At 60.2% G+C, this 25,480-nt stretch carries 26 protein-coding genes; 12 read left to right on the forward strand and 14 right to left on the reverse strand.

The genetic code is table 11. The annotated features are described in order from the left end of the window. Positions 1-38 precede the first annotated feature (38 nt). From DQ393_RS23535 to DQ393_RS23545, 3 genes are all read right to left on the reverse strand, one after another. A complete protein-coding gene (locus DQ393_RS23535; protein ID WP_112344130.1) occupies positions 39-1,091 on the reverse strand; it encodes an adenylate/guanylate cyclase domain-containing protein in 1,053 nt (350 codons plus the stop codon). A 191-nt stretch (positions 1,092-1,282) separates the two neighbouring features. After that, the gene (gene rnd, locus DQ393_RS23540) at positions 1,283-2,428 is read right to left on the reverse strand and encodes a ribonuclease D (RefSeq protein ID WP_112344131.1); all 1,146 of its coding nucleotides are present in this window, start codon (positions 2,426-2,428) and stop codon (positions 1,283-1,285) included. 169 nt (positions 2,429-2,597) lie between these two features. Next, positions 2,598-3,989, reverse strand: coding sequence for a multicopper oxidase family protein (locus DQ393_RS23545; protein ID WP_112344132.1), 1,392 nt, complete (start codon positions 3,987-3,989; stop codon positions 2,598-2,600). A 266-nt stretch (positions 3,990-4,255) separates the two neighbouring features. Here DQ393_RS23545 and aspS point away from each other — a divergent pair, with 266 nt between their 5' ends. Beyond that, complete coding sequence (aspS, locus tag DQ393_RS23550; RefSeq protein ID WP_112344133.1) at positions 4,256-6,046, forward strand: aspartate--tRNA ligase; 1,791 nt, start codon at positions 4,256-4,258, stop codon at positions 6,044-6,046. Positions 6,047-6,120: 74 nt separating this feature from the next. On the opposite strand, the gene DQ393_RS23555 is transcribed toward aspS, so the two are convergent. Beyond that, a complete protein-coding gene (locus tag DQ393_RS23555) occupies positions 6,121-7,290 on the reverse strand; it encodes a serine hydrolase domain-containing protein (protein ID WP_112344134.1) in 1,170 nt (389 codons plus the stop codon). 66 nt (positions 7,291-7,356) lie between these two features. On the opposite strand from DQ393_RS23555, the gene DQ393_RS23560 reads away from it, so the two are divergent. Beyond that, a complete protein-coding gene (locus tag DQ393_RS23560) occupies positions 7,357-8,013 on the forward strand; it encodes a TetR/AcrR family transcriptional regulator (RefSeq protein WP_181592411.1) in 657 nt (218 codons plus the stop codon). Positions 8,014-8,080: 67 nt separating this feature from the next. On the opposite strand, the gene DQ393_RS23565 is transcribed toward DQ393_RS23560, so the two are convergent. Beyond that, positions 8,081-9,268 (reverse strand): hypothetical protein, encoded by a 1,188-nt coding sequence (locus DQ393_RS23565; protein ID WP_112344135.1) that lies wholly within the window; start codon positions 9,266-9,268, stop codon positions 8,081-8,083. Positions 9,269-9,499: 231 nt separating this feature from the next. On the opposite strand from DQ393_RS23565, the gene parC reads away from it, so the two are divergent. Beyond that, positions 9,500-11,758 (forward strand): DNA topoisomerase IV subunit A, encoded by a 2,259-nt coding sequence (gene parC / locus DQ393_RS23570; RefSeq protein WP_112344136.1) that lies wholly within the window; start codon positions 9,500-9,502, stop codon positions 11,756-11,758. Between the two features lie 103 nt (positions 11,759-11,861). Here parC and DQ393_RS23575 read toward each other — a convergent pair whose 3' ends face one another. From DQ393_RS23575 to hemB, 6 genes are all read right to left on the reverse strand, one after another. After that, the gene (locus tag DQ393_RS23575; protein ID WP_112344137.1) at positions 11,862-12,254 is read right to left on the reverse strand and encodes a type II toxin-antitoxin system death-on-curing family toxin; all 393 of its coding nucleotides are present in this window, start codon (positions 12,252-12,254) and stop codon (positions 11,862-11,864) included. Continuing rightward, on the reverse strand, positions 12,251-12,472 hold the full coding sequence (locus DQ393_RS23580) for an AbrB/MazE/SpoVT family DNA-binding domain-containing protein (RefSeq protein WP_112344138.1): 222 nt from the start codon (positions 12,470-12,472) through the stop codon (positions 12,251-12,253). Before DQ393_RS23580 ends, DQ393_RS23575 begins: the two co-directional genes overlap by 4 nt. 51 nt (positions 12,473-12,523) lie before the next feature. Then, complete coding sequence (locus tag DQ393_RS23585; RefSeq protein ID WP_112344139.1) at positions 12,524-13,420, reverse strand: DMT family transporter; 897 nt, start codon at positions 13,418-13,420, stop codon at positions 12,524-12,526. Beyond that, positions 13,421-14,200 carry an arginyltransferase gene (locus tag DQ393_RS23590; protein ID WP_112344140.1) on the reverse strand — a complete coding sequence of 260 codons (780 nt, stop codon included), beginning with the start codon at positions 14,198-14,200 and terminating at the stop codon, positions 13,421-13,423. A 183-nt stretch (positions 14,201-14,383) separates the two neighbouring features. Beyond that, positions 14,384-14,842 carry an RDD family protein gene (locus DQ393_RS23595; RefSeq protein ID WP_112344141.1) on the reverse strand — a complete coding sequence of 153 codons (459 nt, stop codon included), beginning with the start codon at positions 14,840-14,842 and terminating at the stop codon, positions 14,384-14,386. A gap of 77 nt (positions 14,843-14,919) precedes the next feature. After that, on the reverse strand, positions 14,920-15,933 hold the full coding sequence (gene hemB / locus DQ393_RS23600; RefSeq protein ID WP_112344142.1) for a porphobilinogen synthase: 1,014 nt from the start codon (positions 15,931-15,933) through the stop codon (positions 14,920-14,922). A gap of 143 nt (positions 15,934-16,076) precedes the next feature. Here hemB and DQ393_RS23605 point away from each other — a divergent pair, with 143 nt between their 5' ends. From DQ393_RS23605 to DQ393_RS23640, 7 genes are all read left to right on the forward strand, one after another. Continuing rightward, a complete protein-coding gene (locus DQ393_RS23605; protein WP_112344143.1) occupies positions 16,077-16,517 on the forward strand; it encodes a DUF6163 family protein in 441 nt (146 codons plus the stop codon). A gap of 133 nt (positions 16,518-16,650) precedes the next feature. Continuing rightward, complete coding sequence (ldtR, locus tag DQ393_RS23610; protein ID WP_112344267.1) at positions 16,651-17,166, forward strand: transcriptional regulator LdtR; 516 nt, start codon at positions 16,651-16,653, stop codon at positions 17,164-17,166. A 529-nt stretch (positions 17,167-17,695) separates the two neighbouring features. Next, a complete protein-coding gene (locus DQ393_RS23620; protein ID WP_112344145.1) occupies positions 17,696-19,009 on the forward strand; it encodes a L,D-transpeptidase family protein in 1,314 nt (437 codons plus the stop codon). Between the two features lie 177 nt (positions 19,010-19,186). Continuing rightward, the gene (gene glyA, locus DQ393_RS23625) at positions 19,187-20,485 is read left to right on the forward strand and encodes a serine hydroxymethyltransferase (protein WP_112344146.1); all 1,299 of its coding nucleotides are present in this window, start codon (positions 19,187-19,189) and stop codon (positions 20,483-20,485) included. A gap of 9 nt (positions 20,486-20,494) precedes the next feature. Then, positions 20,495-20,971, forward strand: coding sequence for a transcriptional regulator NrdR (nrdR, locus tag DQ393_RS23630; protein WP_112344147.1), 477 nt, complete (start codon positions 20,495-20,497; stop codon positions 20,969-20,971). A gap of 2 nt (positions 20,972-20,973) precedes the next feature. Next, complete coding sequence (ribD, locus tag DQ393_RS23635) at positions 20,974-22,083, forward strand: bifunctional diaminohydroxyphosphoribosylaminopyrimidine deaminase/5-amino-6-(5-phosphoribosylamino)uracil reductase RibD (protein WP_112344148.1); 1,110 nt, start codon at positions 20,974-20,976, stop codon at positions 22,081-22,083. After that, positions 22,083-22,703, forward strand: a complete 621-nt coding sequence (locus tag DQ393_RS23640; protein WP_112344149.1) for a riboflavin synthase — start codon at positions 22,083-22,085, stop codon at positions 22,701-22,703. Before ribD ends, DQ393_RS23640 begins: the two co-directional genes overlap by 1 nt. A gap of 47 nt (positions 22,704-22,750) precedes the next feature. On the opposite strand, the gene DQ393_RS23645 is transcribed toward DQ393_RS23640, so the two are convergent. Genes DQ393_RS23645 through DQ393_RS23655 form a run of 3 tightly spaced genes read right to left on the reverse strand, consistent with a single transcriptional unit; the run spans position 22,751 to position 24,324 of the window. Next, positions 22,751-23,233 (reverse strand): GNAT family N-acetyltransferase, encoded by a 483-nt coding sequence (locus DQ393_RS23645; RefSeq protein WP_112344268.1) that lies wholly within the window; start codon positions 23,231-23,233, stop codon positions 22,751-22,753. Between the two features lie 21 nt (positions 23,234-23,254). After that, complete coding sequence (locus DQ393_RS23650; RefSeq protein ID WP_112344150.1) at positions 23,255-23,773, reverse strand: GNAT family N-acetyltransferase; 519 nt, start codon at positions 23,771-23,773, stop codon at positions 23,255-23,257. Positions 23,774-23,814: 41 nt separating this feature from the next. Beyond that, positions 23,815-24,324 (reverse strand): cupin domain-containing protein, encoded by a 510-nt coding sequence (locus DQ393_RS23655; RefSeq protein ID WP_112344151.1) that lies wholly within the window; start codon positions 24,322-24,324, stop codon positions 23,815-23,817. A 196-nt stretch (positions 24,325-24,520) separates the two neighbouring features. Between DQ393_RS23655 and ribH the strand changes: the two genes are divergently transcribed. Together ribH and nusB are read left to right on the forward strand one after the other, a co-directional pair. After that, positions 24,521-24,976, forward strand: coding sequence for a 6,7-dimethyl-8-ribityllumazine synthase (gene ribH / locus DQ393_RS23660; RefSeq protein ID WP_112344152.1), 456 nt, complete (start codon positions 24,521-24,523; stop codon positions 24,974-24,976). Positions 24,977-24,979: 3 nt separating this feature from the next. Continuing rightward, entirely contained in the window at positions 24,980-25,462 is a 483-nt protein-coding gene (nusB, locus tag DQ393_RS23665) for a transcription antitermination factor NusB (RefSeq protein WP_112344153.1), read from the forward strand. Positions 25,463-25,480 lie beyond the last annotated feature (18 nt).

A 25,480-nucleotide genomic window follows, 5' to 3' on the forward strand; every position in this document is an offset into this window, starting at 1 on the left:
GTGCGCCGATCTCGAAATGCAGCCTGGCTTTGCACCGCCTACAATCTGCTGCGGATCGCCTTGAGAGCCTCCCGGCTCTGCCTATGAAGGGCGATGACGCCAAGGTGCTGATCGCGGCCGCGAACGGCATGTTCGCCAAGCTCTTCCTTGACGATCTCTTCGGGAAGCTCCATCCGTCTGGCAAGATCGCTGGAAATGAGCACCTGGCGCTCCAGCGTTTTGCAGAGAGACTCCAGCCTTGCGGTCGTGTTCACCGTGTCGCCGAAATAGGCGATCTTGTGATGGTCGACGCCGATTTCCGCCGTTACGACGCTGCCGCCATGCAGAGCGGCTCGCAAACGCGGCACCCGGCCGTAGGATTTCAGCCAAGTCTCGGCGTTCTTTTCGATATCGTCGAGGATGTTAAAGACGCAGCGCACGCAATTGGCATTCTTGACGCCCCGTTGAAGCGGCCAAGTGATGATGGCGGCATCGCCGATATAGTCGTCGATCGCGCCCTTGTGCCGCCGCACCGGCTCAGCCATAGCACCGAATACAGCACCGAGGAATGCCTGTGTTTTCAGGTCGCCATGTTCTTCGGCAAAAGCCGTCGAGCCGACGAGATCGATGAAGAGGAAGACACGCTCCTCCTGCACCGGATTGCGGTAGCGGCCGGTCAACAGGCTGGAGAAGACGTCGCGCCCGAGCAACTCCCGCACGCGGCCGATGAAAATGACGATGGCGGTCACGACGACGGCGTAGAGATAGACATCAATCTTCAGCAGCGTGAGGTCTTTCCAGGAGCCATCGACCAGCCCGAGCAGCTTCATGATACTGCCCGCCATGGCATAGCCGGCGCTCATCAGCAGGAAGTCGACGACGAGGGCCGAAAGGATGAAGGCCGGTGTCGGCAGCCGATGCATCCAGTCGTTTAGCCGCGGCAGGATCATGCGGCGTTCGAAGACCAGCAGCGGCATGCCGCAGAACAGTGCGAAGACCGCGCCGATGTACATCGGTGCCTGCGGAAAGAATAGCTTGCCATAGATGACGCCCGTCGAAGCGACGAACAGCGACGTCAGGATCCAGTTGCGCATCGAATGGAAGATGTCCATTCACTTTTCCGCCGAGAAACGACGCCTGTCATCGACGCGGGATTGCGCCGGCGAACTGGAACGTCATCGAAGATAACGATTACACAAGACGTTCATTCCACGAGATTTGCGGCGCAATCGTGATGGCGGCCGCTATCTCGATGCGCGAATCATACGCAATCGCAAGGCGCCGGGAAAGGAGAATGTCGCGGCTAGAGGGCGACCGTCTCGATCCGCTTGCCGACGAAGCGCAGGGCCACTTGCCCCTGTATCAGCTGCAAAGCCGTCTCGCCGAAAAGATCGCGACGCCAGCCGGTTAGGGCCGCGACATCGGCCTTCTCGCCCTCGGCGGCGATCTTGTCGAGATCGTCGCTGTTGGCGATTACTTTCGGCGCGACGCCATGCTTTTCCGCAATCAGCTTCAGCAACACCTTCAGCAATTCGGAAGCGGCAGCCGTGCCTTCTGGCGCCTGCTGATGGCGCGGCGGATGCGGCATCTCCGATTTCGGCAACGCCAGCGCCGCATTGATCGCCTCGAGCACGGCCGTGCCGGCGGCCGAGCGCTCCCAACCCTTCGGAATGGTGCGCAGACGCGCCAGCGCTTCGGTATCCTTCGGCTGCTGCTGCGCAATCTCATAGATCGCGTCATCCTTCAGCACGCGGGCGCGCGGGACGTTGCGGGCGCGGGCCTCGCGTTCGCGCCAGGCGGCCACGAATTTAAGGACGGCCAGTTCCTGCGGCTTGCGCAGCCGCATCTTCAGCCGCTGCCAGGCATCGTCCGGATGCAGGTCGTAGGTCTCGCGCGCTTCGAGGATCGCCATCTCCTCCTGCAGCCAGGAGGCGCGCCCTTCGCGCTGCAATTGCTCCTTGAGCGAGAGATAGACGTCGCGCAGATGCGTCACGTCGGCGAGTGCATAGTCGAGCTGCTTTTCCGAGAGCGGGCGCCGGCTCCAGTCGGTAAAGCGCGAGGACTTGTCGATATGGACGTTCTTGATGCGGCTGACGAGCTGATCGTAGGAAACCGAATCGCCGAAGCCGCAGACCATCGCCGCGACCTGCGTATCGAAGATCGGGTGCGGAATGAGGTTGCCGCGATGGAAAATGATTTCGATATCCTGGCGCGCAGCATGAAACACCTTCAAGACCGATGGGTTGGCCATCAGTTCGAAGAAGGGTGCCAGATCCAGCCCCTTGACCAGCGGGTCCACCAGCACTTCGGTCGTAGGGCTTGCCATCTGTATCAAACACAGCTCCGGCCAGAAGGTCGTTTCTCGCAGGAATTCCGTATCGATGGTAATGAATTCCGACTTGGCCAGCTCTTGGCAGGCCGCCTCCAATTGGGCGGTAGTTTCGATCATATCAACACATTCAATGGTAAAATACTTCCTTAACTTCCTTCTCCTTTCAGCCGGATATGTCAATACTTTCGCGGGCAAAGCCTTTGCCGCATTTCGCTTTTGACGGAAATTAATGGAAGCGGATGGCGCTTCGGTGGAAACCGCTGGGGCCAGCGCTGTTTGCCGCTGCTTATGCCACACGCACGTAACTGGTCATGCCCGTCTTCTGATGCTCGATGATATGGCAATGCAGCAGCCAATCGCCGGGATTGTCGGCAACGAAGGCGAGCTGAACCTTTTCATCCGGCTGGATCAGATAGGTGTCCGACACGAATGGCTGTACCTGCCGTGTCGAGGAGGACAGAACCGTGAAGCTCATTCCGTGCAGATGGATCGGATGGCTGTGCGGAGTGACGTTTTCCATGTCGATGACATAGCTCTTGCCGAGCTTGAGTTCGGCAAGCGGCGCTGTGGGGTCCGGGGTATCGCCCGGCCACGGCACCTTGTTGATGGCCCAGAAGCTGTAGCCGAGCGAACCGCAGATGCTGTTGTCGGCGGTGTTTTCCGCCGTGGCGCTGAGAATGAGCGGGATATGTGTTGCCGCGCCAAGATCGGCCTTCTGCACGGGATTGTCTTCCAGCGGCGCCAGATCGCGGAGATCGCGCTTCAGAGAGCTGCCGACTGCCCGCAGCGTTGCCAGCACCTTGGGATCGGTGCCCTTGATATCCTCGAGCCTGACGACCGCACCTTCGCTGTCGGGCATGCGCACGGCGAGCTCCAGCCGCTGCCCCGGTCCGAGCTGCAGAAGATCGAGCGGAAAGCGCTGCGGCACGGGATTACCGTCGATCGCGATCACGGTCGCCTCCGCGCCGTCCATGCGGAAGGAATAGATACGTGTGACGTCAGTGATCGCAATGCGCAGGCGCACAAGCCCGCCGGAAGGGGCATCATATTGCGGCTGCTGCTGCCAGTTCGCGGTCCGGACCGTTCCATAGGTGCCGGATTTGGCCGCATCACGCGGCCGAAACTGGGCGATGAACTGGCCGTCTCCCCCCAGGCGCCAGTCGCGCAGATTGAGCACCACTTCCGAATCGAAGGCGGGATCCTTGGGGTTTTCGACGACGATGACGCCGGTCATGCCGTGGCCCATCTGTTCCAGCGTATTGCAATGCGGGTGATACCAGAATGTGCCGGCATCCGGCGGCGTAAAGGTGTAGTCGAAATGATCGCCGGTATAAATATAAGGCTGGGTGAGGAACGGCACGCCGTCCATATTGTTGGGAAGCCGGATGCCATGCCAGTGAATGGTCGTCGGATCGTCTATGCCGTTGATGAGCCGCGCGGCGAAGGGTTCGCCTTTCTTCATGCGCACGATCGGCGGCATGCCGGCATCGCCATAGGTCAACACGTTCTTGGTCTTGCCGCCATCGGTGAGATTGGCTTCGATCCTGGCTGTCTTCAGCGTGAGCGGCTCGGCTGCGGCCGCCTTGCCCATAAGCTTTCCGGCGATGCCGAGACCAACGCCATAGGCTCCGGCAACGGCTGAAGCTTTCAGGAGATTGCGACGGGTGAGGATCGGCATGTCATGCTCCGGGGCGACGATATAAGGATGCCTGTTTAAAGTTGACCTCGCTGTTCAGCAATAGCATCGAGGTAGCCAAACCGCCGCAGCGGCCACTTGCGGATGCTGTTTTGCGTAGAGACTGAAAACAGCTTTAAGCTGACTTCCGGCGTTCGAGCCTTGACAAATCGGGCGCACCATGCGCTTTTCCGCCCGATTTTCTCGTCGGCGGGCGAGGGGTCTGCGTGTCCTTTCGCCGCCGCCCGCCAAGTCCAGGATATAATATTATGCATCGCTATCGCAGCCACACATGCGCCGCCCTGCGCAAGTCCGACGTCGGTTCGACCGTCCGCATTGCCGGCTGGGTTCATCGCGTCCGAGATCATGGCGGCGTGCTGTTCATCGACCTGCGCGATCACTACGGCATCACCCAGGTCGTTGCCGACCCTGATTCCCCGGCCTTCAAGCTCGCCGAAACCGTTCGCGGCGAATGGGTCATCCGCATCGACGGTCTGGTGAAGGCGCGCACTGAAGACACGATCAACAAGAACATGCCGACCGGCGAGATCGAGCTTTACGCCCAGGAGATCGAAGTGCTCTCCGCCGCCAAGGAGCTGCCGCTGCCTGTTTTCGGCGAGCCGGATTATCCGGAAGACGTGCGCCTGAAGTATCGCTTCCTCGACCTTCGCCGCGAGACGTTGCACAAGAACATCGTCAAGCGCACGCAGATCATCTCCTCCATGCGCCGCCACATGGGAGAAGTCGGCTTCACCGAATATACGACCCCGATCCTGACGGCATCGTCGCCGGAAGGCGCACGCGACTTCCTCGTGCCGAGCCGCATCCACCCCGGCACCTTCTACGCGCTGCCCCAGGCGCCGCAGCAGTACAAGCAGCTGCTGATGGTTGCCGGCTTCGACCGCTATTTCCAGATCGCACCCTGCTTCCGCGATGAAGACCCGCGTGCCGACCGTCTGCCGGGTGAATTCTACCAGCTCGACCTCGAGATGAGCTTCGTCACGCAGGAAGACGTCTGGAACACCATGGGCCCGCTGATGACCCAGGTGTTCGAAGAATTTGCCGAAGGCAAGCCGGTCACCAAGGAATGGCCGCGCATTCCCTATGACGAAGCCATCCGCAAGTACGGCTCCGACAAGCCTGACCTGCGCAACCCGATCGTCATGGAAGCGGTAACCGAGCATTTCGCCGGCTCCGGCTTCAAGGTCTTCGCCAATATGATCGCCTCCAACCCCAAGGTCGAAGTCTGGGCCATCCCGGCCAAGACCGGCGGCTCGCGTGCTTTCTGCGACCGCATGAACGCCTGGGCGCAGAGCCAGGGCCAGCCGGGCCTCGGCTACATCTTCTGGCGCAAGGAAGGCGAGAAGCTCGAAGGCGCTGGCCCGCTCGCCAAGAACATCGGCGAAGAGCGCACGGATGCGATCCGCACCCAGCTCGGTCTTGATGACGGCGACGCCTGCTTCTTCGTTGCTGGTGATCCCGCCAAGTTCTACAAGTTTGCTGGTGAGGCACGCACCAGGGCCGGTGAGGAGCTGAACCTGGTCGACCGCGACCGTTTCGAACTTTGCTGGATCGTCGACTTCCCATTCTTCGAATGGAGCGAGGAAGAAAAGAAGGTCGATTTCGCCCACAACCCCTTCTCGATGCCGCAGGGCGGCCTTGAGGCACTGCAGACCCAGGATCCCCTTACGATCAAGGCGTTCCAGTACGACGCCGTCTGCAACGGCTTCGAAATCGCGTCGGGCTCGATCCGTAACCAGTCACCGGAGACGATGGTCGCCGCCTTCGAAAAGGTCGGTCTCAGCCAGGCTGACGTCGAAGAGCGCTTCGGCGGTCTCTACCGCGCCTTCCAGTATGGTGCGCCTCCGCACGGTGGCGCTGCCTTCGGTATCGACCGCATCGTCATGCTGCTGGTCGGAGCCAAGAACCTGCGCGAGATCTCGCTCTTCCCGATGAACCAGCAGGCGCAGGATCTGCTCATGGGCGCTCCTTCGGCCGCCACGCCGACGCAGCTGCGCGAATTGGCGATCCGCCCGGTACCGCCGGTGAAGAAGGACTAAGTCCTCCAAGGTTTGACAAAATGCAAAACCCGGCGACCGAAATCGCCGGGTTTTTGTTTGCCTGCTGGCATCAGCTAGATCGCGGCATAGACCGCTTTCGCCAGATCCATGGTGAACTGACCCCACATGCCTTCGAGCGTCGTGTTGGTGAGCGCCACGACAGTCAACCTTTCCTTGGGGTCGACGAACCAGCTGTGCCCATAGACGCCACCCCATTTGATCGTGCCAGCCGAGAAGGGGACTTGAGCGACCACGGGATCGAGGACGACGGACCAGCCGTAGCCGAAACCGCAGCCGGCCTGCTGCGCCTGCATATGCCCGCCCGCCTGATCGGTCATCATGGTCTTCACCGTATCGGCCGACAACAGCGGAGCTCCGCCCTTTCTGATCGTTTCCAGAATTGCAAGGATGTCGCTTGCCGTTCCGGCCATACCGGCGCCGCCGGAGTGGTAGGAAGTGGGATCGAATATCCTATCGGGTGCAAAGCGGATCGTGCCGTCGAAGATCGGAACGAGCGTCTCGTCTCCCATGCGTTGCGGTTCGGGATTGCCATCCACATAGGCGGCAGCCAGTCGGTTGCGGTCGCGGACGGAAAAGGCCGTGTCGGAGAGACCGAGCGGCTTCATGACTAGCTCCGTAACCGCATCGCCGAGAGAAACGCCGGTTTCCTTCTCGATGACGCCGCCAAGGACATCCATCGCCAGCGAATAATGCCAGCCATCGCCGGGAGCGAAGGCAAGGGGGGCGCCGGCGATGCGCTTGAGGTTATCGTCCAGCGACCGTCCCGGTATGTCTAGGCCGTCGGATACACCGGCACGATGATACGGGCCGTCCTGTTGCTCCGCAAATGTGTAAATCAGCCCGGAGGTGTGCGTAAGAAGATGCTGGATACGGATCACGGCTTCACCACCATCCGGCAACCTTGGCCGGAAATCCGGCAGCCATTTGGTGATCGGATCGTCGAGCCCGATGCGGCCCTGTTCGACAAGCCGCATGGTCGTGATGGCGACGATCGGCTTGGTGACGGAGGCGAGGCGGAAGATGGCATCTTCCCGCATGGCCACCTTGTTTTCCCGATCCGCCAGACCGGCGGCGCGGGCGTAGACCAGTTCTCCATCGCGGGCGATGAGGACCACCGCTCCGACCAGCCTCTTGTCCGACAAGGCGGAATCAACAGCGATGTCGACGCCTTCTGCAAGGCTGCCGCCGCTCGCAAGCGCGGAATTTTCCAGGGGAAGACTCATGGAGCAAAACCTTCTATAATCACAGTGACCATTCCTGAATAAACCAGATCGGGAAATAATTCTAGAGTGACCATTGTGAAAAATAAGGAAGAGATGGAAAATTCTTCACCACGCAAGCGTGGGCGTCCGCCCGCTTTCGATCGGGAAACGGTTCTTGCCGCCGCGCGGGATACTTTCTGGAAGCATGGCTATGACGGTTCCTCCATTGCCGATCTGACGGCGGCCATGGGCATCACGCCGCAAAGCCTCTACGCGGCCTTCGGTTCGAAGGCCGAGCTCTATCGCGAGACGCTCGATCAATACCGGCGCATGCCCCGGCCGGAGCCCGGCAACCCCTTTCAGGACAAACTGGATACGGTGACCGCCTTCGAGCGCTTTCTGACGAATTCCGCCAAGATCTTCACGGCGCCGGAACACCCGAAAGGCTGCATGATATCGACGGCAGTCCTGAACTGCGCCGAGGAGAACGAGCCGATCGCCCATCATGTCGCATCGATGCGCCTGCAGACGCTGGATATCTTCGCCGCGCGGATCGAGCGCGGTATTGCGGAAGGTGATATGCGGCCGGATGTCGATGCTCGCTCGCTCGCTCGCTTTCTCGGCGCGATCGTGCAGGGCATGTCCGTCCAGGCGCGCGACGGTGCGACAACGGAGGAACTGCTTGCCTTGTCGTCCCATGCGCTCAGCGAACTGAAGACGTATCAGCCAAGGCAGGAAACTTAACTCGCAAAGAAAAACCCGGCGACCGAAATCGCCGGGTTTCTGAATAGCATCGCAAGCGAACGGCTGCTCAGTCGTTCGAGGAAACCTTGAGACCGATCACCTGCGGGATCGTCGTCGGTGCGCCCATGGCGGCGCCGATGATCATCGGCACCGGCACCGGCTTGCCGGGGGCGGCGGTGACGGTCAGGCTTTTCGGATTGTCGAGATAGGCGTTGACGGCGGACGAAACAGCGTTCTGCAGTTCCGGAATGTTGAGCTGCGCCATCATGATCGGCGTCATCGCCTTCAGCGTATCGGCCAACTGCTTGCCGGTGACGCCCTGCTGCTTGCCGGCGAAATCGAGCGCGCGTGCGGTGATCGAAGCGTCGTCGAAGCGGATCTGGGCGCTGTTGAAGGTCAGCTGCTGGAGCAGGCCCAGCATGGCAAGACCGGCCGACTGTTGCGCTTCCTGCTGGTTCGGATTGGAGCGAACCGTTTTGAGCGCTTCCTGCAGCGACTTGGCAAAAGCAGGCGTATAGCCGGAAATGCTGAAGGCGAGGTTCAGCTTGCCGATATCCTTGAAGTCGAAGGAATATTCGCTGATATCGATCGTGCCGGGACCGATCTCCCAGCTGCCCTTCATCGCGATCGTGCCATCGATCTGTTGCAGCTTGAGCGCTTCGATCGCTTCCTTGGACTTCTGGTCATCGACCTTGCTGAGATCGGCTTTGATGCCGTTGATCTTTGCGTCGAAGTCGAGGCCCGACTTGTCGTCTCGCTTGTTCATCGTTGCGTCGGCGCCCTCGATCGAGAACACTTCTGCGCCGTCTTTGCTGACGGAGATTTCACCGGCATGGGCGCTCTTGTAATAGAGCAGCGAACCGAGATCGCCCTTGGTGGCATCAGCCGGGATTTCGACGCCGCTCAGCTTGAGATCGCTGGCGGAAACGGCTGTGCCATCCTTTTTGAAATCGACATCCGCGAAGTCGATTTCGTCGATCGTGTAGCCACCATTGCTTTCTTCGACGCCATCCAGGGTGATGTCGCCAAGCGGGATGGCCTCGCCCATATCGGCCGTCTTGAAGCTTGCCGCCTTCAGCGTCACGGTGCTGCCGTCGATATCGATACCCCCAGCGGCAATCGAAGCGCCCTGCTGGCCGTAGATGTCGTTGATCTTCTTCAGCAGATCGTTGCCGTCGAGGGCGAAAGCCGAGCTTGCGAAAGACAGGATGGCAGCGCTGCAGAGCATCAACCGCGTGGTCCGATAGAAAGTCATTATGGCGTTTCCTCGTTGAGCCGGTGGTATCGGCGGGGGTGTACAGATTGCGCGTGTACTGCGCCGACTTATATTGATCTTTCTTTGAAAATCCAATGACAATGAATATAGCGTCCCAGTGCAGCAAAAATGCATCGGTGGCCATCTCGCAGAATGGCCGAAATGCCTTCATCCACAGGTGCTTTCCGCTGATTTCTTGCCGGGAATCGCCATCTCCGATAGTCAAGGACCATGGGAAAAAATCTGACACCGCCGCCCGGTGACGGCGACGACAACATCGTTCCGGTCGACCTGAAGGCCGCGCTCGAAGAGCGCTATCTGGCCTATGCTCTGTCGACCATTACGCAACGCGCTCTTCCCGACGTCCGCGACGGGTTGAAGCCGGTGCATCGCCGCATCGTCTATGCGATGAGCGAGATGGGGCTCCGCCCGAACTCAGCCTTCCGCAAATGCGCGAAGATCGTCGGCGAGGTGATGGGTAACTATCACCCGCATGGCGACCAGTCGATCTATGACGCGCTGGCGCGTCTCGCTCAGGATTTCTCGCAGCGCTACACGCTGGTCAACGGCCAGGGCAATTTCGGCAATATCGACGGCGATAGCCCGGCCGCGATGCGTTATACCGAATCCAAGATGACGGCGGTTTCCGAACTGCTGCTCGAAGGGATCGATCAGGACGCGGTCGATTTCCGCGATACCTACGACGAGTCGAATTCCGAGCCGGTCGTCCTGCCGGGCGCGTTCCCCAATCTGCTCGCCAACGGTTCCTCGGGCATTGCCGTCGGCATGGCAACATCAATCCCGCCGCATAACGTCCACGAGATCTGCGACGCGGCGCTGCATCTGATCAAGGATCGCGATGCGACGGTCGAGAAGCTGGTGGAACTGTATATTCCAGGCCCGGATTTCCCGACCGGCGGCATCATCATCGATGATCGCCAGAGCATTATCGAAAGCTACAAGACCGGTCGCGGCGGCTTTCGTGTCCGCTCCAAATGGGAGATCGAGGATCTCGGTCGCGGCGGCTACCAGATCGTTATCACGGAGATTCCGTTCCAGGTGCAGAAGTCACGGCTGATCGAAAAGATCGCCGAACTGCTACTGGCGCGCAAGCTGCCGTTGCTCGAGGATGTCCGTGACGAGTCCGCCGAGGATATCCGTGTCGTTCTCGTGCCGAAGAGCCGTACGGTCGACGCGACCATCCTAATGGAATCGATGTTCAAGCTGACTGAGCTGGAAAGTCGTTTCCCTCTCAACATGAACGTCCTGTCCATGGGCCGCATCCCCAGGGTCATGGCGCTGAACGAGGTGCTGAGGGAATGGCTGGACCATCGCCGCGAGGTGCTGCTGCGCCGTTCGCGTTTCCGTCTGGCCGCCATCGAAAAGCGCCTCGAAATCCTCGGCGGCTTGCTGGTTGCCTATCTCAATATCGACGAGGTCATCGCCATCATCCGCGAGGAGGATGAGCCGAAGCCTGTGATGATGGAGCGGTTCGGCCTCACGGACAATCAGGTCGAGGCGATCCTCAACATGCGGCTGCGCTCCTTGCGCAAGCTGGAAGAGTTCGAGATTCGCAAGGAATTCGACGGCCTCACGAAGGAGAAGGCCGATATCGAGGCGCTGCTGGCTTCGGAAGAAAAGCAGTGGCAGACGGTGTCATGGGAAATCGGCGAGGTGAAGAAGAAATTCGCCAAGGCGACCGATATTGGCCGCCGCCGCACCCAGTTTGCCGAGGCGCCGGAGGCCGACGATGCCGCCATTCAGCAGGCGATGATCGAGAAGGAGCCGATCACCGTCGTTGTCTCGGAAAAAGGCTGGATCCGTGCCCTCAAGGGTCATATTTCCGATACCTCGTCGCTGACTTTCAAGGAGGGCGACGGACTGAAGGTTGCCTTCCCGGCGCAGACGACGGACAAGATCCTGATCGTTACGACCGGCGGCAAGGCCTATACGCTCGGTGGCGACAAGCTGCCCGGCGGCCGTGGCCACGGCGAGCCGCTGCGCATCATGATCGACATGGAAAACGATCAGGACGTGCTGACGGCCTTCGTCCACGATCCGCAGCGCAAGCAGATGATTGCATCGACGGCGGGCAACGGCTTCATCGTTGCCGAGGCGGAACTGGTCGCCAATACCCGCAAGGGCAAGCAGATCATGAATGTCTCCTATCCCGACGAAACGAAGCTTCTGGTTCCGGTTTCGGGCGACCACGTTGCCGTGGTCGGCGAGAACCGCAAGATGGTCATCTTCCCGCTTTCGCAGGTGCCGGAAATGTCGCGCGGCAAGGGCGTGCGCCTGCAGCGCTACAAGGATGGCGGCGTCGCCGATATCAGGTGCTTCGCGATTGCCGATGGCCTGACCTGGGAAGACAGTGCCGGCCGCACCTTCACCAAAAACAAGGACGAATTGGTGGAATGGTTGGGCGACCGCGCCGGCGCCGGCCGTGCCGTCCCAAAGGGCTTCCCCAGAAGTGGCCGGTTTTCTGGGTGAGAATCGATGGACCTAGGTCCGAGCAATCGGCCCGTTGGGTCGATTGCAGCGACGAACGCCCTGAGCCCTAGCGAAGGGCCGGGGTGACTGATACGGCAGCCCGTCACCCGGCGAGCGGAATACAGAAGTCTTTGAAGAAGTGCGTGGCGCCGATTTCATCGATTTCTCCGGCTGCGACACCTAGTACGAATGCAACGATCATTCCATCGTCTGCCTCGATCAAATAGCCATTGATGTAGAGAAATGTGAACGCCGCCAGGTAACCAGTTCTTTTGTTCCCGTCGGAAAAAGGATGGTTCCGCACCAGGCCATAAAGATAGGCGGCGGCCAGAGCGAATACGTCATTTTCGCCATATGCAGCCTTGTGGAGCGGACGGGCCAACGCCGCTTCCAAAGCATTTTCATCCTTCAAACCGGGCAAGCCACCATGCTCGGCGAGTTGTTCCTCGTGCATGATCTCGATGGCTTCGCGGGAGAGCCATTTGTATTCGGTCATTTTGCAAGTTCACGCAGAGCGGCACGATATTTCTGCATGCCAAGCCGCGCAGCCCGCAGTTGTTCGGCGAGATCGGCGCGCTCCGGAACCAACTCGATGTTGCCGTTTATTTCGCGTATTTCCAATGCATCGCCATTCTTCAGGCCGAGTCTGTGAAGGATTTCCTTCGGAATAATCACGCCTTCGGAATTGCCGATCTTACGGATGGTAACGTTCATGGGTTCAGCTCCAATGTAATAACCTGGTTATAACATCGGGCGGCCGTTGTTTCAATGCGCAAGGCCCTGTGCGGCTAACGCCGCTCTCGCCTTGACCCGCGCCTGCCAGAGCGAATGAGCAGCAAGCGCCAGGATCAGGATGGCGCCGCCGGCGAGTGTCATGTTCGTCGGCGCCTCAAGAAAGATCAGCCAGACCCAGATCGGCGCGAGGATCGTTTCCAGCAGATAGAACATGGCTACTTCCGGCGCGGAGAGAAAACGCGTGCCTGTCGCAAGGCACCAGAAGGAAAGCGGCATCAGCACGGCGCCGTCGAGGAGGATCCAGCCGGGATGTTCGATGGAAAAACCGGAAGGCGCAATGTGATAGAGCCCGACGGCAGCCGGGATGACGGCGGCCAGCAAGGAAGCGAAGCCCATATCCCGGCCGGAGGCACGGCTGATGGTGATGGCGCAGGCGATGGAAAACGATGCGAGCACCGAAAGTGCATCGCCAAGCATATGCCCACCCTCCATACCGTCACCAACGATGAGCCCGACCCCGAGGATCATGACCGCCATGGTCATGAAGGTGGAAAGAGCGGGGCGCTCTTTGAGGAAGATCCAGGAGAGAAGCGCGGTGAACATCGGGTTCAGCGCGATGATGAACACCACATTCGCCGCCGTCGTGTAATAGACGGCAAGGAGAAAAGCGATGGTCGTCAGCCCGTAGAAGAAGCCGACGGGAAGTCCGAGCCAGCCTGGCAGCACGCCCCGCAGCGACCCCTTAACACGGCGGATAACGAAAAGTGCGGCAAGCGCCACGACGATGGTCGCAAGGCTGCGCGCTGACAGCACCGACCAGACCTCACCGCTGGAAAGCCGAATCAGCGGTATATCCATCGATAACGCGAGCCCGCCAAGCGTCGCCAGCAGCAGGCCCTTTTGATGATCCGAAAGACGGGGAAACATTCAGCGCAGGTTATCTTTATCGCCGTCGGCGGCGGGATCGAAACGCTCCCAGCCGCGCGGGGTCAGATGCTCCTGGGGCTGAAAGCGCGTCTTATAGTCCATCTTGCGCGAGCCTTTGACCCAATAGCCGAGGTAAATATGCGGCAAGCCGAGCGCCTTCGTCCGCTTGATATGATCGAGGATCATGAAGGTGCCGAGCGATCGTGCGTCGAGGTCGGGATTGAAGTAGGAATAGACCATCGACAGCCCGTCGCTCATGACGTCGGTGAGAGCCGCCGCCAGCAATTCGCCTTTCGGGCGCTGTTCCAGCCCCGAGCCTTCCTCGCGGCGGCGATATTCGATGATGCGCGTATTCACGTGCGTATCCTCGACCATGATCGCATAGTCGAGCACCGTCATGTCGGACATGCCGCCGTGCTGGTGCCGATAGTCGAGATAGCGGCGGAAGAGCGAATATTGCTCGCTCGAAGGCTGCGCGGGAAATTCGGTGGCGATGACGTCGCTATTGGCGGCCAGAATGCGCCGCATCGAGCGGGTGGGCTCGAATTCCTGGGCAAGGATGCGGACCGACACGCAGGCGCGGCAGGCCTCGCAGGCAGGCCGATAGGCGATGTTCTGCGAGCGCCGGAAGCCGCCCTGGGTGAGGATATCGTTCATCTCGGCCGCGCGCGGGCCGACGAGATGCGTGAAGACCTTGCGCTCCATCTCGTTCGGCAGGTACGGGCAGGAGGCCGGTGCCGTCAGATAAAACTGCGGAGAAGGCGTCGACTGCGTGTTCATCTGCCGTTGATTGCCCTTTCGTTCGGCACCTGTTTTTTACAAGCATGGCTCAAGTTTAGAAAACGTCAACTACGTCCTTCGCTAAAGATCGAAGTTTCCTAATTCATGATGCACTCGGATCCCACCTCGCGGGTGGTTTTACCCCGCGAGGGATCGTCTATTTGACATCGCGACGTGCGTGTTTCAGGCCGTGCGGGCGATGACCGTGCCGAGCAGCAGGTCGTGCACCAGCCGACTGCGATCGGTAAACAGGCCTACCAGCAGGATCAGCGGCGTCAAGACGGAGTTCAGGATCCAGAACAGTGCCAGATGGACGATCGCCGTCAGGAAATCCATTCGGCGTCCGTCGACGCGGACCATGGTAAGGCCCATGGCGCGCATGCCGAGCGAAGCCTGGTAGGGGCCGCCGAGCGTCCAGCCGAAATACAAACCGGCTACGATGACGAAGAGGGCGGGGTAGAGGATGAAGCCAAGCCCCAGCGTCAGGATCGAAACGAAAAACAGCACGACGGCAGCCGGAATGCACAGCAGCGCGACGATGATGTAATCGACGATGAATGCAAAGATGCGCCGGCTCAGCACGCCACTATAGGCGCGCCAGTCATCCGGTGCTGCATAGAGCGGGCTGGGGTTCAGGCTCATTGCTTTCCTCCTTGGGGAAACATTTGCCGAACATATGGTATCAGGTCCGGCAAATACAATAAGCGAATGGTACGGCGCTATTTTCGCGCGAGATGCTTGGCGACATCCACGGCGAAATAGGTGAGGATACCGTCGCAGCCAGCGCGCTTGAAGGCGAGCAGGGTTTCGAGCATCACTCTCTCGCCGTCGATCCAGCCGTTGGCGGCGGCTGCCTTGATCATCGCGTATTCGCCGGAGACCTGATAGGCGAAGGTCGGAAGACCGAACGCCTCCTTCAGCCGCCAGCAGATATCGAGATAGGGCAGGCCGGGCTTGACCATCAGCATGTCGGCGCCTTCCTCGACATCGAGCGCGGCATCGCGCACCGCCTCGGTGCCGTTGGCCGGATCGATGTAATAGGTCTTTTTATCGCCCTTCAGCAGGCCGCCGGTCGAAATCGCCTCGCGGTAAGGGCCATAGAAGGCAGAGCTGAATTTCGTCGCATAGCTCATGATGCCGACGCTCTGGTGGCCTGCGGCATCGAGCGCCTGGCGGATCGCGCCGATGCGGCCGTCCATCATTTCCGAAGGCGCGATGATGTCTGCTCCGGCATCCGCTTGGTAGACCGCGGCACGCGCCACCTGTTCGACCGTCTCGTCATTGACGATCTCGTTACCGCGCAGGATGCCGTCATGCCCGTGGCTGGTGAAGGGGTCGAGCGCTACGTCGGTTATGACGCCGATGCCAGGCACGGCCTTTTTGATGGCGGCAGTGGCAAGATTGATAAGATTGTTCTTCTCGAGGCTGTTGGAGCCGGTCTCGTCGCGCAGCTCCATTTCGATGTTCGGGAATGTGGCGAGCGCGGGAATACCGAGATCGGCCGCTTCCTTGGCCGCTTCCACGGCCTTGTCCACCGTCATGCGGTTGACGCCGGGCATAGCAGGGATCGGCTCGGCGATGCCGGTGCCCGGGATCACGAAGATCGGCCAGATCAGATCGTCGACCGTCAGCCGGTTCTCCTGCACCAGGCGACGCGTCCAGTCGGCCTTGCGGTTGCGTCGCATGCGGCGATGCCCGGTGATCTCGTCAACGAGATGCGTCTTGTTCTCCATGATGCCGCCATCCTTCTTCGTCTATTTATGGCACTCTGTATAGGCCGCGTACCTATCACGCTGTCCCCAGGATTCAAAACCAGGCGAAAGGCCGCAGCCATTATATTCTGGCGAGGCCGATGCCTCCTACGTATTGTTCGCGCATGGAACCTGATTCTTCGACCGTACCCAAGAATACGCTGACGGACATCCTGTTCGTGCTGTTCCTGCGGCTGATCGCGATCGCCTGTTTCTGGCTCGGCCTGCAATACTGGGCGATGCTGGTCGGCTATTCGCTGGACGGTCATGCCCGCTTCGATCTGCTGGCCCTGCCGTGGAAGGTCGCAGGTGCCGGTCTTGCCGTCGTCTTTCCCGTTGCCGCGCTCGGATTGTGGCTCACCGTCTCCTGGGGGCCGGTCATGTGGGTGCTGGCCGCAGGCGGGCAGGGGCTGATGTACGGCGTCTGGCCGGAGATATTCGGATCCAATCCGCTGATCATGATCTTGCATGCCTGTGTCGCGGTGATTTATTGCGCTTTCCGCGTCCTGTTGTGGCAGGAGACACGCCGGCGTCGTCGCCAGCAGGTAATGGTTGATTTACCCTGAGACAGCAACACTTCCTGGTAAGATGCTGTTAAGCCTGCAGTTTAAGTAGAATTTTATGTGTATTCGATAGGGTCTCACTCAAGGCGGGAAGAAAACGACACCGCCAAACAAAACAGAGTGAGGCCAAGTCATGATGAACACGAAAATCAAGCCGCAGGCAGTTGCAAACGCTCGGGATCAGCAGGTTGACGACATCCGGGCTCTTTACATGGAATCCCTTCACCTAGTCGAGCGTCTGCACCGCCGCCTGCTTGATGTTATCAAGGACGAGTTCGACCGTCAGGGTCGCGACGACGTCAACGCCGTCCAGGCGCTGCTCCTTTTCAATATCGGCAATTCCGAGCTGACGGCCGGTGAACTGCGCTCGCGCGGTTTCTACCTCGGCTCCAACGTCTCCTACAACGTCAAGAAGCTGGTCGACCTCGGCTTCATCAACCATCAGCGCTCGCGCATCGACCGTCGCTCGGTCCGCATCAGCCTGACGGAAACCGGCCAGGAGATCGCCGAAACCGTTGCCAAGCTCTATGAGCGCCACATCGGCTCGATCGACAAGGTCGGCGGCATCGGCACCGACGAATTCACCCAGATGAACAAGCTCCTGCAGCGCCTCGACCGCTTCTGGAACGACAGCATCGCTTACCGCATGTAAGTAGCGGTACCGATCAATCATAAGACCTTCCAGTAAATACAAGCCGGACACGTTCCCTGCGTGTCCGGCTTGCCCTGCGTGTACGGCTGGAATGCATTGCGGCGCTATAATTGTGCGGTTTTTGCCACGTCCGCTCCTTGCCTTGTGTCATATCCAATCTGCAGGATGCATGCGCCATTGACGCCGGTTCAAGACACGCTATGAACCACGCGCAGCTGTGGTATTTTAGCAATTGCAACATGGCTTTTATTTCCGCGTCGCGCGGCAAGGCAAGTTCCATGCCGGACGACACGAATTGGCCATATTGCTATGACAGCGGAAACGGACGGCAAGCAGCGCTTTCGAAATCGATCTTTCGCCCCAAAGGTCTTCGCTTCGCAATATTGTGATAGTTCGTGGCGAAGTTTTTGGTGGTGCTTTAAGGGCGCTGATTGATACTGAGCGGCGTTACTTGGCGCGAGCTTGCGCTATTTACTGCTTCCTCTCTTGGCTGCGCATGATTTGGATCGCAGCGTTGAACGGTTAGGACATGTCGAAGAAAAACGGAATGGAACCCTTTTCGCGCCGCTCTTTCCTGCGGTCGGCTGCAACTCTTGGCGCTGCCGCATTGGCCGCTCCGGCCCTTGCACAAAACGCAACTCCGCTTGAGGCATTGATCAACGACCGCTCGCGTGGCAATTGGGACGACCAATTCGACGCGAAGGCTGCGGCGCGTACCGCCGCCGCCGTCCAGTCGAACGCGCCAATCCTTGGGCCAGATTCCGTATCGAATATTCAGCAGGCGATCGCGCAATATCAGAGCATTGCCGCCAACGGCGGATGGCCGCAGATCAATCCGACAAGCCAGCAGCCGCTGCAGCTCGGTGTGACCGATCCGGCCGTACAGTCGCTGCGCCAGCATTTGATGATCACAGGCGACCTGCCGCGTGAGGCTGGTATGTCCTCTGCCTTCGACTCCTATGTCGACGGCGCGGTCAAGCGTTTCCAGGCCCGTCACGGCCTGCCGGCGGATGGCGTCCTGGGTGATTTCACGCTGAAGGCGATGAACATCCCCGCCAATGTCCGCCTGCAGCAGCTGAACACCAATCTTGTTCGTCTCCAGACGTTCCCGTCCGATCTCGGCCGTCGTCACGTCATGGTCAACATCCCGGCGACACGTGTCGAAGCCGTCGAGGATGGTCAGGTCGCGCTGCGCCACCAGGCGATCGTCGGTCGGGAATCGCGGCCGACGCATATCATCAATTCAAAGATCTACGAGGTCATCCTCAACCCGTACTGGACGGCGCCGCGTTCCATCGTCATCAAGGACATCGTGCCCTTGATGCGCAAGGACCCGACCTACCTGACGAAGAACAACATTCGCCTTATCGACGGCAAGGGCCAGGAAGTAGCACCCGAGACGATCGACTGGAATTCGGACAAGGCGCCGGACCTGATGTTCCGTCAGGATCCGGGCAAGACGAATGCCATGGCGTCCACGAAGATCAACTTCCATAATCCCAATAACGAATACATGCACGACACGCCTGAGCAGGGCCTGTTCAACAAGCTGATGCGTTTCGACAGCTCGGGCTGCGTGCGCGTTCAGAACGTGCGCGACCTCGCGACCTGGCTGCTCGCCGAAACCCCGGGCTGGCCGCGTCAGCACATCGAGCAGGTCATCTCCAGCCGCGTCAACACGCCGATCACCTTGGCGTCGGAAGTGCCGGTCTATTTCGTCTACATCTCCGCCTGGAGCGCCCGCGACGGCATCGTCCAGTTCCGCGACGATATCTATAATCTCGACGGCAACTCCCAGTTGGCGCTCAATACGACTGAGGGCATGGAGCAGCCGGTTCAATAATCGGCGTTGTTCGAACCCCATCGACATGGAAGCCGCATCGCAGGGTGCGGCTTTTTCGTTTGCCGGCGTCGCTCATCGTAGTTTGCCCAGCAAATGTCGCTGATCGTATTGCTCTCCGGCGACCCTGACGCTAATACCGTCTGCATTGCCGTTCCGGCCCGTTCAGGAGCTTTCACGATGACCAATGCGTCCACCGAACCCTTCTTCAATCGCTCGCTTGCCGATACCGATCCGGAAATCTTTGGTGCGATCGGCAAGGAGCTCGGTCGTCAGCGTCACGAAATCGAACTGATCGCCTCGGAAAACATCGTCTCGCGCGCCATTCTGGAAGCGCAGGGTTCGATCATGACCAACAAGTACGCCGAAGGTTATCCTGGCAAGCGCTATTATGGCGGCTGCCAGTTCGTCGATATCGCCGAAGAGCTTGCCATCGAGCGCGCCAAGAAGCTGTTCGGCGTCAACTTTGCCAACGTCCAGCCGAATTCCGGTTCGCAGATGAACCAGGCCGTCTTCCTCGCGCTCCTGCAGCCGGGCGACACCTTCATGGGCCTCGACCTCAATTCGGGCGGCCACCTGACGCATGGTTCGCCGGTCAACATGTCCGGCAAGTGGTTCAACGTCGTGTCCTACGGCGTTCGCGAAGGCGACAACCTGCTCGATATGGACGAAGTGCAGCGCAAGGCCGAAGAGCACAAGCCGAAGCTCATCATCGCCGGCGGCACCGCCTATTCCCGCATATGGGACTGGAAGCGCTTCCGCGAGATCGCCGACAGCGTCGGTGCCTATCTGATGGTCGACATGGCCCACATCGCCGGTCTCGTTGCCGGCGGCCAGCATCCGTCGCCGTTCCCGCATTGCCATGTCGCCACCACGACCACGCATAAGTCGCTTCGCGGCCCGCGCGGCGGCATGATCCTCACCAACGACGAGGATCTGGCCAAGAAGTTCAACTCGGCCGTCTTCCCCGGCCTTCAAGGTGGCCCGCTGATGCATGTCATCGCCGCCAAGGCCGTTGCCCTCGGCGAAGCGCTGCAGCCTGATTTCAAGGACTATGCGGCTCAGATCGTCAAGAACGCCAAGGCGCTTGCCGAAACGCTGATCTCCGGCGGCGTCGACGTCGTCTCCGGCGGCACCGACAACCACCTGATGCTGGTCGACCTACGCAAGAAGAATGCCACCGGCAAGCGTGCGGAAGCCGCACTTGGCCGCGCCTATGTCACCTGCAACAAGAACGGCATTCCGTTCGACCCCGAAAAGCCTTTTGTCACCTCCGGTGTCCGCCTCGGCACGCCGGCCGGCACGACGCGCGGCTTCAAGGAAGCCGAGTTCCGGGAAATCGGCAATCTGATCATCGAAGTGCTCGATGGCCTGAAGGTCGCCAATTCCGATGAAGGCAATGCCGCCGTCGAGGCTGCCGTGCGCGAGAAAGTGGTCAAGCTCACCGACCGCTTCCCGATGTACGGCTACATGGGCTAAGGAGAGCGCATGCGCTGCCCTTACTGCGGCTCAGAAGACACCCAGGTCAAGGACTCGCGCCCGGCGGAGGACAATACGTCCATCCGCCGTCGGCGCATTTGTCCGGATTGCGGCGGCCGCTTCACCACCTTCGAGCGCGTTCAGCTGCGCGAATTGATGGTCATCAAGAAGACGGGCCGCAAGGTGCCGTTCGATCGCGACAAGCTGGTGCGCTCCTTCGAGATCGCACTGCGCAAGCGTCCGGTCGACAGGGACAGGATCGAGCGCGCCGTGTCCGGCATCGTCCGCCGCCTTGAAAGCTCCGGCGAGACCGAAATCAGCTCCGAGCAGATCGGTTTGCAGGTGCTGGAGGCGCTGAAGAGCCTCGATGACGTCGCCTTCGTGCGCTATGCCTCCGTCTATCGCGATTTTTCGCATGCGGAAGATTTCGAGCACGTGATCGAAGAGATCAACGCGAAGATCGCCCGCGATCCGCTGGATCCCTGACCATGGCGCCGCGGCCCGAGGACGAGCGTTTCATGGCCGCGGCCATCCGCCTGTCGCGCAGGCATCTTGGGCTGACCTCGACCAATCCGTCCGTCGGCTGCGTCATCGTCAAGGATGGCGTCGTTTTGGGCAGCGCCGTGACAGCGCTGGGCGGTCGCCCGCATGCCGAGCCTCAGGCCCTGGCCGAGGCGGGCGAGGCGGCGCGAGGCGCCACCGCCTATGTGTCGCTCGAGCCCTGTTCCCACTATGGCAAGACGCCGCCCTGCGCCGAGGCGCTGATTGCCTATGGGGTGGCGCGTGTCGTCATCAGCGTCACCGATCCCGATCAGCGCGTTTCCGGGCGCGGCATCAACATGCTGCGCGAAGCCGGCATCGAAGTCGATGCCGGCATTCTGGAAACGGAGGGCAGGCGGTCTCTTGCCGGCTATCTCATGCGCCAGACGAGAAACCGCCCCTATGTGACTCTCAAGCTTGCCATTTCCGCCGATGGCATGATCGGCAAGACGGGCGAGGGGCAGGTGCGCATCACCGGCGACATTTCGCGGGCGCAGGTGCAGATGCTGCGGGCCGAAAGCGACGCAATTCTCGTCGGCATCGGCACTGCGATCTCAGACGATCCGGAATTGACCTGCCGGCTTCCCGGCCTGGAATACCGCTCGCCTTTGCGCATCGTCATCGACGAGGATCTTCAGCTGCCGCTTGGCAGCAAGCTGGTAAGGACGGCACGGCAATATCCGGTTATCGCCGTTGCCGCCAATCCGCCGTCCTTCGACGACAATACCGACAGTGCCTTTTTGGCTCGCCGCGCAGCCCTCGATGCCGCCGGCGTCGAAGTGTTGCAGTCGAATTTGAGCGAACCGGGAGAGTTGCTGGAAGCCTTGGGCACGCGTGGCATCTCTTCCCTGCTGGTGGAAGGCGGCGCCAATACGGCGCGGCGTTTCCTCGCCGCTGACCTGGTCGACCGCATCCTGCTCTTCCAAGGGCCTTCCGATATCGGCGAGGGTGGTATTGAATCGCCCGTCGTCAAATCCAATATCCCGGCAAGTTTCATGCATATCGGCGAAAGCCGCTTCGGCGATGACCGCTGCGACGAATTTGAAAGAGGTTTTTGATGTTTACCGGAATTGTCACCGATGTCGGCACGGTCGAATCCATTTCTCCCTTGAAGGAGGGCATCAAGCTGCGCGTTGCCACCAATTACGATCCGGCGACGATCGATATGGGCGCGTCTATCTCGCATGCCGGCGTCTGCCTGACGGTCACCGGCCTGCCGGAAGAGGGCAGCAACGGACGCTGGTTCGAGGTCGAGGCATGGGAAGAAGCCCTGCGCCTGACGACGATCGGCACGTGGGAGACCGGTTCCAGGGTCAACCTCGAACGCTCCCTCAAGATCGGAGATGAACTCGGCGGCCACATCGTATCAGGCCATATCGACGGCAAGGCGGAAATCCTCTCGGTCACGGCCGAAGGTGATGCGACCCGCTTTCGCGTGCGCGCGCCGGAACATCTCGCAAGATTCGTGGCGCCCAAAGGTTCGGTCGCGCTCGATGGCACCTCGCTGACCGTCAATGCCGTCGATGGGACTGATTTCGATGTGCTCCTGATCCGCCATTCGCTTGAGGTCACGACCTGGGGCGAGCGCAAGGCCGGTGACTTCGTCAATTTCGAAGTCGACACCATGGCCCGCTACGCCGCCCGGCTGGCGGAATTCCCGGTCGTCAGCGAAGCTTAGATTTCATAGGCTTGCTGTGGGGAAGCGTCGATCGGCGCCTCGCCAGCTTATGCGAGCGCTTTTTCCATCAGGAAGTTCGACAATGTCTGGCCGCGCTTTTCGACCCGCTGCGCGGCCACGACGACGAAACCCTTGCGTTCGAAGAAGGGGCGGGCGGTCAAGCTCGCTTCGGTGAAAATCTGTTGAAGGCCCTGTTTGCGCGCAGCTCTTTCGACCGTTGCAAGCAGTAGGCTGGCCACGCCCTTTCCCTGATAATCGGGCGAAACGAACATCATGTCGAGGCAACCATCCGATTTCAGATCGGTAAAGCCGATGGGCGTGGAGCCATCCAACGCAAGCCAGGTCGGCCGGCTGGCGCGATATTGCGCCCAGATCTCGGCATCGTCGACCTTCGCCCAGGCGGCGATCTCAGCCGGGCTGTAGTCCTTCGACGCGACCTTGCGAATGGCGCTCAGGAAAATGTCGATCGTGGCTTGGGCATCATCCGGTCCGTAAGGTCTGACCGAAAACCTATCCCCCGAAACCGGCATGACAATCACCCGCAACGCCACCTAACGCTCGAATATGGCATTGCATCTGTCCTTGAACGTGACTTCGCCGATGCGCCGGAAACCGATCTTTTCGGCAACCCGCAGCGACGGTACGTTCTCCAGGTCCACGATGCAGGTCATGCGCCGGTCTGCGAACTGGCTGTCCGCCCAGGCTATCGCTGCGTTCATGGCTTCTGTCGCATAGCCCTTGCCCTGCATTGGCGGCGTAATGCCCCAGCCGGCCTCCAGCGTGCCTTCCGTCATCGGCGTCATGTCACGGTGCAGATCGAGAAAACCGACTTCGCCTATCAGCTTGCCGCTTTGGCGTTCTTCGACGGCAAAGAAGCCGAAGCCGAGATGATGCCATAGGCCGGCATAGCGCAGGAGGCGGGCCCAGACCTGTTCACGTGTCGGCATTTCGCCGCCGATAAAGCGAACGATCTCCTCATGTTTCCAGAGGTCGAGGAATTCTTCGAAATCATCGACTCTGTGTCCGCGTAGCAGCAGGCGATCGGTCGTCAGTGTCGGAATATGGGTCATGGAGATATGGAGCTTTGCTGAACTCTGTCCCTTGGTGATGCTTAGTCGTTCGAGGCGCCGGGCTCGCCGTCCCAGTAGTCGAGGTTGCCGGCGGCGGCGCGGCCGATCGTACGGAACGTCGCCTTGCCGTCATTATTGGTCTTCGCCAGGAACTTGCCGGAATCGGGATATTCGACGATTTCGGTTCGTGCCTTGGTGGAAATGGCGAGATAGATGAGCACGCCGGGGCCGGTATTGATCAGCTGATGCGCCGTTTCCGGGCCGCCGGCGGGGGCGCCCAATACGTCGCCCTTGCTGATTGCGATACGCTGCTCGCCGAAGCGATATTCGCCTTCGCCGTCGAGGATGACGAAGAGTTCCTCCTCGACATGATGGTTGTGAAACGGACAGCCGGATTTGCCGGGCGGGACTTCGCTATAGCTGATCCCGAGATTCTTCAGGCCGAGCAACGCTCCGAAGGAGATGTCGCTGCCGGCAAAGAAGCTGCCCTGTTGCCAATGCTCCAGCTCGAGCGCGCCGACATTGACGGCGGGTGCGGATTTCTTTGTCATGAACCTCCCCTTTGCAGGCTTTGAATTATTATCGAAGCGGTTGCGTTGGCGAAAGCCACAATTTTCGCGTTGCGCCGGTGATTTCCAAATAGGGCCGGAATTGGCGCCAGCCATTAAAAACACTTGCCAAGCGAGGCCCGCCGTGGTTTGACCCGGCCTGACAAGGTGCCGCGCCCTCTCAATCCGCAGGTGATGTATGACCAGCTCTTCCAATGCCCATATCCTTATCGTCGAAGCCCGCTTCTATGACGATATGGCCGATGCACTGCTCGACGGTGCCAAGGCTGCTCTCGACGAGGCTGGCGCGACCTATGATATCGTCACCGTTCCCGGTGCGCTGGAGATCCCGGCTGCGATCGCCATGGCGCTCGACGGCGGCGACAATGGCGGCGTCGTCTATGACGGCTATGTCGCCCTGGGCATGGTTATCCGCGGCGAAACCTATCATTTCGATATCGTCGCCAATGAATCCTCGCGAGCGCTGATGGATCTGGCCGTCAGCGAATCCCTCGCGATCGGCAATGGTATCCTCACCGTCGAGAACGATGAGCAGGCATGGGCGCGTGCGCGCCGTTCGGACAAGGACAAGGGCGGTTTCGCTGCCCGTGCGGCGCTGACCATGATCGCGCTGAAAGAGAAGTTGGGTGCATAATTCATGAGCAATCAGGATAACGAGCGACCGGCAAAGCCCGCCAACCAGCGAGGCGCTGCGCGCCTTGCGGCGGTGCAGGCGCTCTATCAGATGGATATCGGCGGAACCGGCGTTCTGGAGGTGGTGGCTGAATACGAGGCCCATCGTCTCGGGCAGGAACTGGACGGAGAGACCTATCTGAAGGCTGATGCCTCCTGGTTCCGTTCCATCGTGTCGGGTGTCGTGCGCGATCAAACCAAGCTCGATCCCCTGATCGGGTCGGCCCTTCAGGACGACTGGGCGTTGTCACGTCTCGACAGCACCGTACGCGCCATCCTGCGCGCCGGCACATTCGAGCTCCTCGACCGTAAGGACGTGCCTGTTCCGGTCATCGTCACCGAATATGTCGAGATCGCGCACGCCTTTTTTGAGGAGGACGAGCCCAAGCTCGTCAATGCGGTGCTCGACCGAATCGCCAAGCAGGTTCGCGGCGAAGCCAAGAAATAAGGTTCGCCGAGCGCGCAA

It is taken from the genome of Martinezella tropici, assembly GCF_003287875.1.
GTDB classification, from domain to species: domain Bacteria; phylum Pseudomonadota; class Alphaproteobacteria; order Rhizobiales; family Rhizobiaceae; genus Rhizobium; species Rhizobium tropici_C.

Coding starts and splice junctions, on each gene's coding strand:
- hemB (WP_112344142.1), bottom strand. CDS start 15,933: ATGGAGAACAAGACGCATCTCGTTGACGAGATCACCGGGCATCGCCGC.
- DQ393_RS23555 (WP_112344134.1), bottom strand. CDS start 7,290: ATGAGTCTTCCCCTGGAAAATTCCGCGCTTGCGAGCGGCGGCAGCCTT.
- ldtR (WP_112344267.1), top strand. CDS start 16,651: ATGAACACGAAAATCAAGCCGCAGGCAGTTGCAAACGCTCGGGATCAG.
- DQ393_RS23575 (WP_112344137.1), bottom strand. CDS start 12,254: ATGACCGAATACAAATGGCTCTCCCGCGAAGCCATCGAGATCATGCAC.
- DQ393_RS23545 (WP_112344132.1), bottom strand. CDS start 3,989: ATGCCGATCCTCACCCGTCGCAATCTCCTGAAAGCTTCAGCCGTTGCC.
- DQ393_RS23565 (WP_112344135.1), bottom strand. CDS start 9,268: ATGACTTTCTATCGGACCACGCGGTTGATGCTCTGCAGCGCTGCCATC.
- glyA (WP_112344146.1), top strand. CDS start 19,187: ATGACCAATGCGTCCACCGAACCCTTCTTCAATCGCTCGCTTGCCGAT.
- DQ393_RS23620 (WP_112344145.1), top strand. CDS start 17,696: ATGTCGAAGAAAAACGGAATGGAACCCTTTTCGCGCCGCTCTTTCCTG.
- nusB (WP_112344153.1), top strand. CDS start 24,980: ATGAGCAATCAGGATAACGAGCGACCGGCAAAGCCCGCCAACCAGCGA.
- ribD (WP_112344148.1), top strand. CDS start 20,974: ATGGCGCCGCGGCCCGAGGACGAGCGTTTCATGGCCGCGGCCATCCGC.
- aspS (WP_112344133.1), top strand. CDS start 4,256: ATGCATCGCTATCGCAGCCACACATGCGCCGCCCTGCGCAAGTCCGAC.
- parC (WP_112344136.1), top strand. CDS start 9,500: ATGGGAAAAAATCTGACACCGCCGCCCGGTGACGGCGACGACAACATC.
- nrdR (WP_112344147.1), top strand. CDS start 20,495: ATGCGCTGCCCTTACTGCGGCTCAGAAGACACCCAGGTCAAGGACTCG.
- DQ393_RS23650 (WP_112344150.1), bottom strand. CDS start 23,773: ATGACCCATATTCCGACACTGACGACCGATCGCCTGCTGCTACGCGGA.
- DQ393_RS23645 (WP_112344268.1), bottom strand. CDS start 23,233: ATGCCGGTTTCGGGGGATAGGTTTTCGGTCAGACCTTACGGACCGGAT.
- ribH (WP_112344152.1), top strand. CDS start 24,521: ATGACCAGCTCTTCCAATGCCCATATCCTTATCGTCGAAGCCCGCTTC.
- DQ393_RS23580 (WP_112344138.1), bottom strand. CDS start 12,472: ATGAACGTTACCATCCGTAAGATCGGCAATTCCGAAGGCGTGATTATT.
- rnd (WP_112344131.1), bottom strand. CDS start 2,428: ATGATCGAAACTACCGCCCAATTGGAGGCGGCCTGCCAAGAGCTGGCC.
- DQ393_RS23535 (WP_112344130.1), bottom strand. CDS start 1,091: ATGGACATCTTCCATTCGATGCGCAACTGGATCCTGACGTCGCTGTTC.
- DQ393_RS23640 (WP_112344149.1), top strand. CDS start 22,083: ATGTTTACCGGAATTGTCACCGATGTCGGCACGGTCGAATCCATTTCT.
- DQ393_RS23590 (WP_112344140.1), bottom strand. CDS start 14,200: ATGAACACGCAGTCGACGCCTTCTCCGCAGTTTTATCTGACGGCACCG.
- DQ393_RS23605 (WP_112344143.1), top strand. CDS start 16,077: ATGGAACCTGATTCTTCGACCGTACCCAAGAATACGCTGACGGACATC.
- DQ393_RS23595 (WP_112344141.1), bottom strand. CDS start 14,842: ATGAGCCTGAACCCCAGCCCGCTCTATGCAGCACCGGATGACTGGCGC.
- DQ393_RS23585 (WP_112344139.1), bottom strand. CDS start 13,420: ATGTTTCCCCGTCTTTCGGATCATCAAAAGGGCCTGCTGCTGGCGACG.
- DQ393_RS23655 (WP_112344151.1), bottom strand. CDS start 24,324: ATGACAAAGAAATCCGCACCCGCCGTCAATGTCGGCGCGCTCGAGCTG.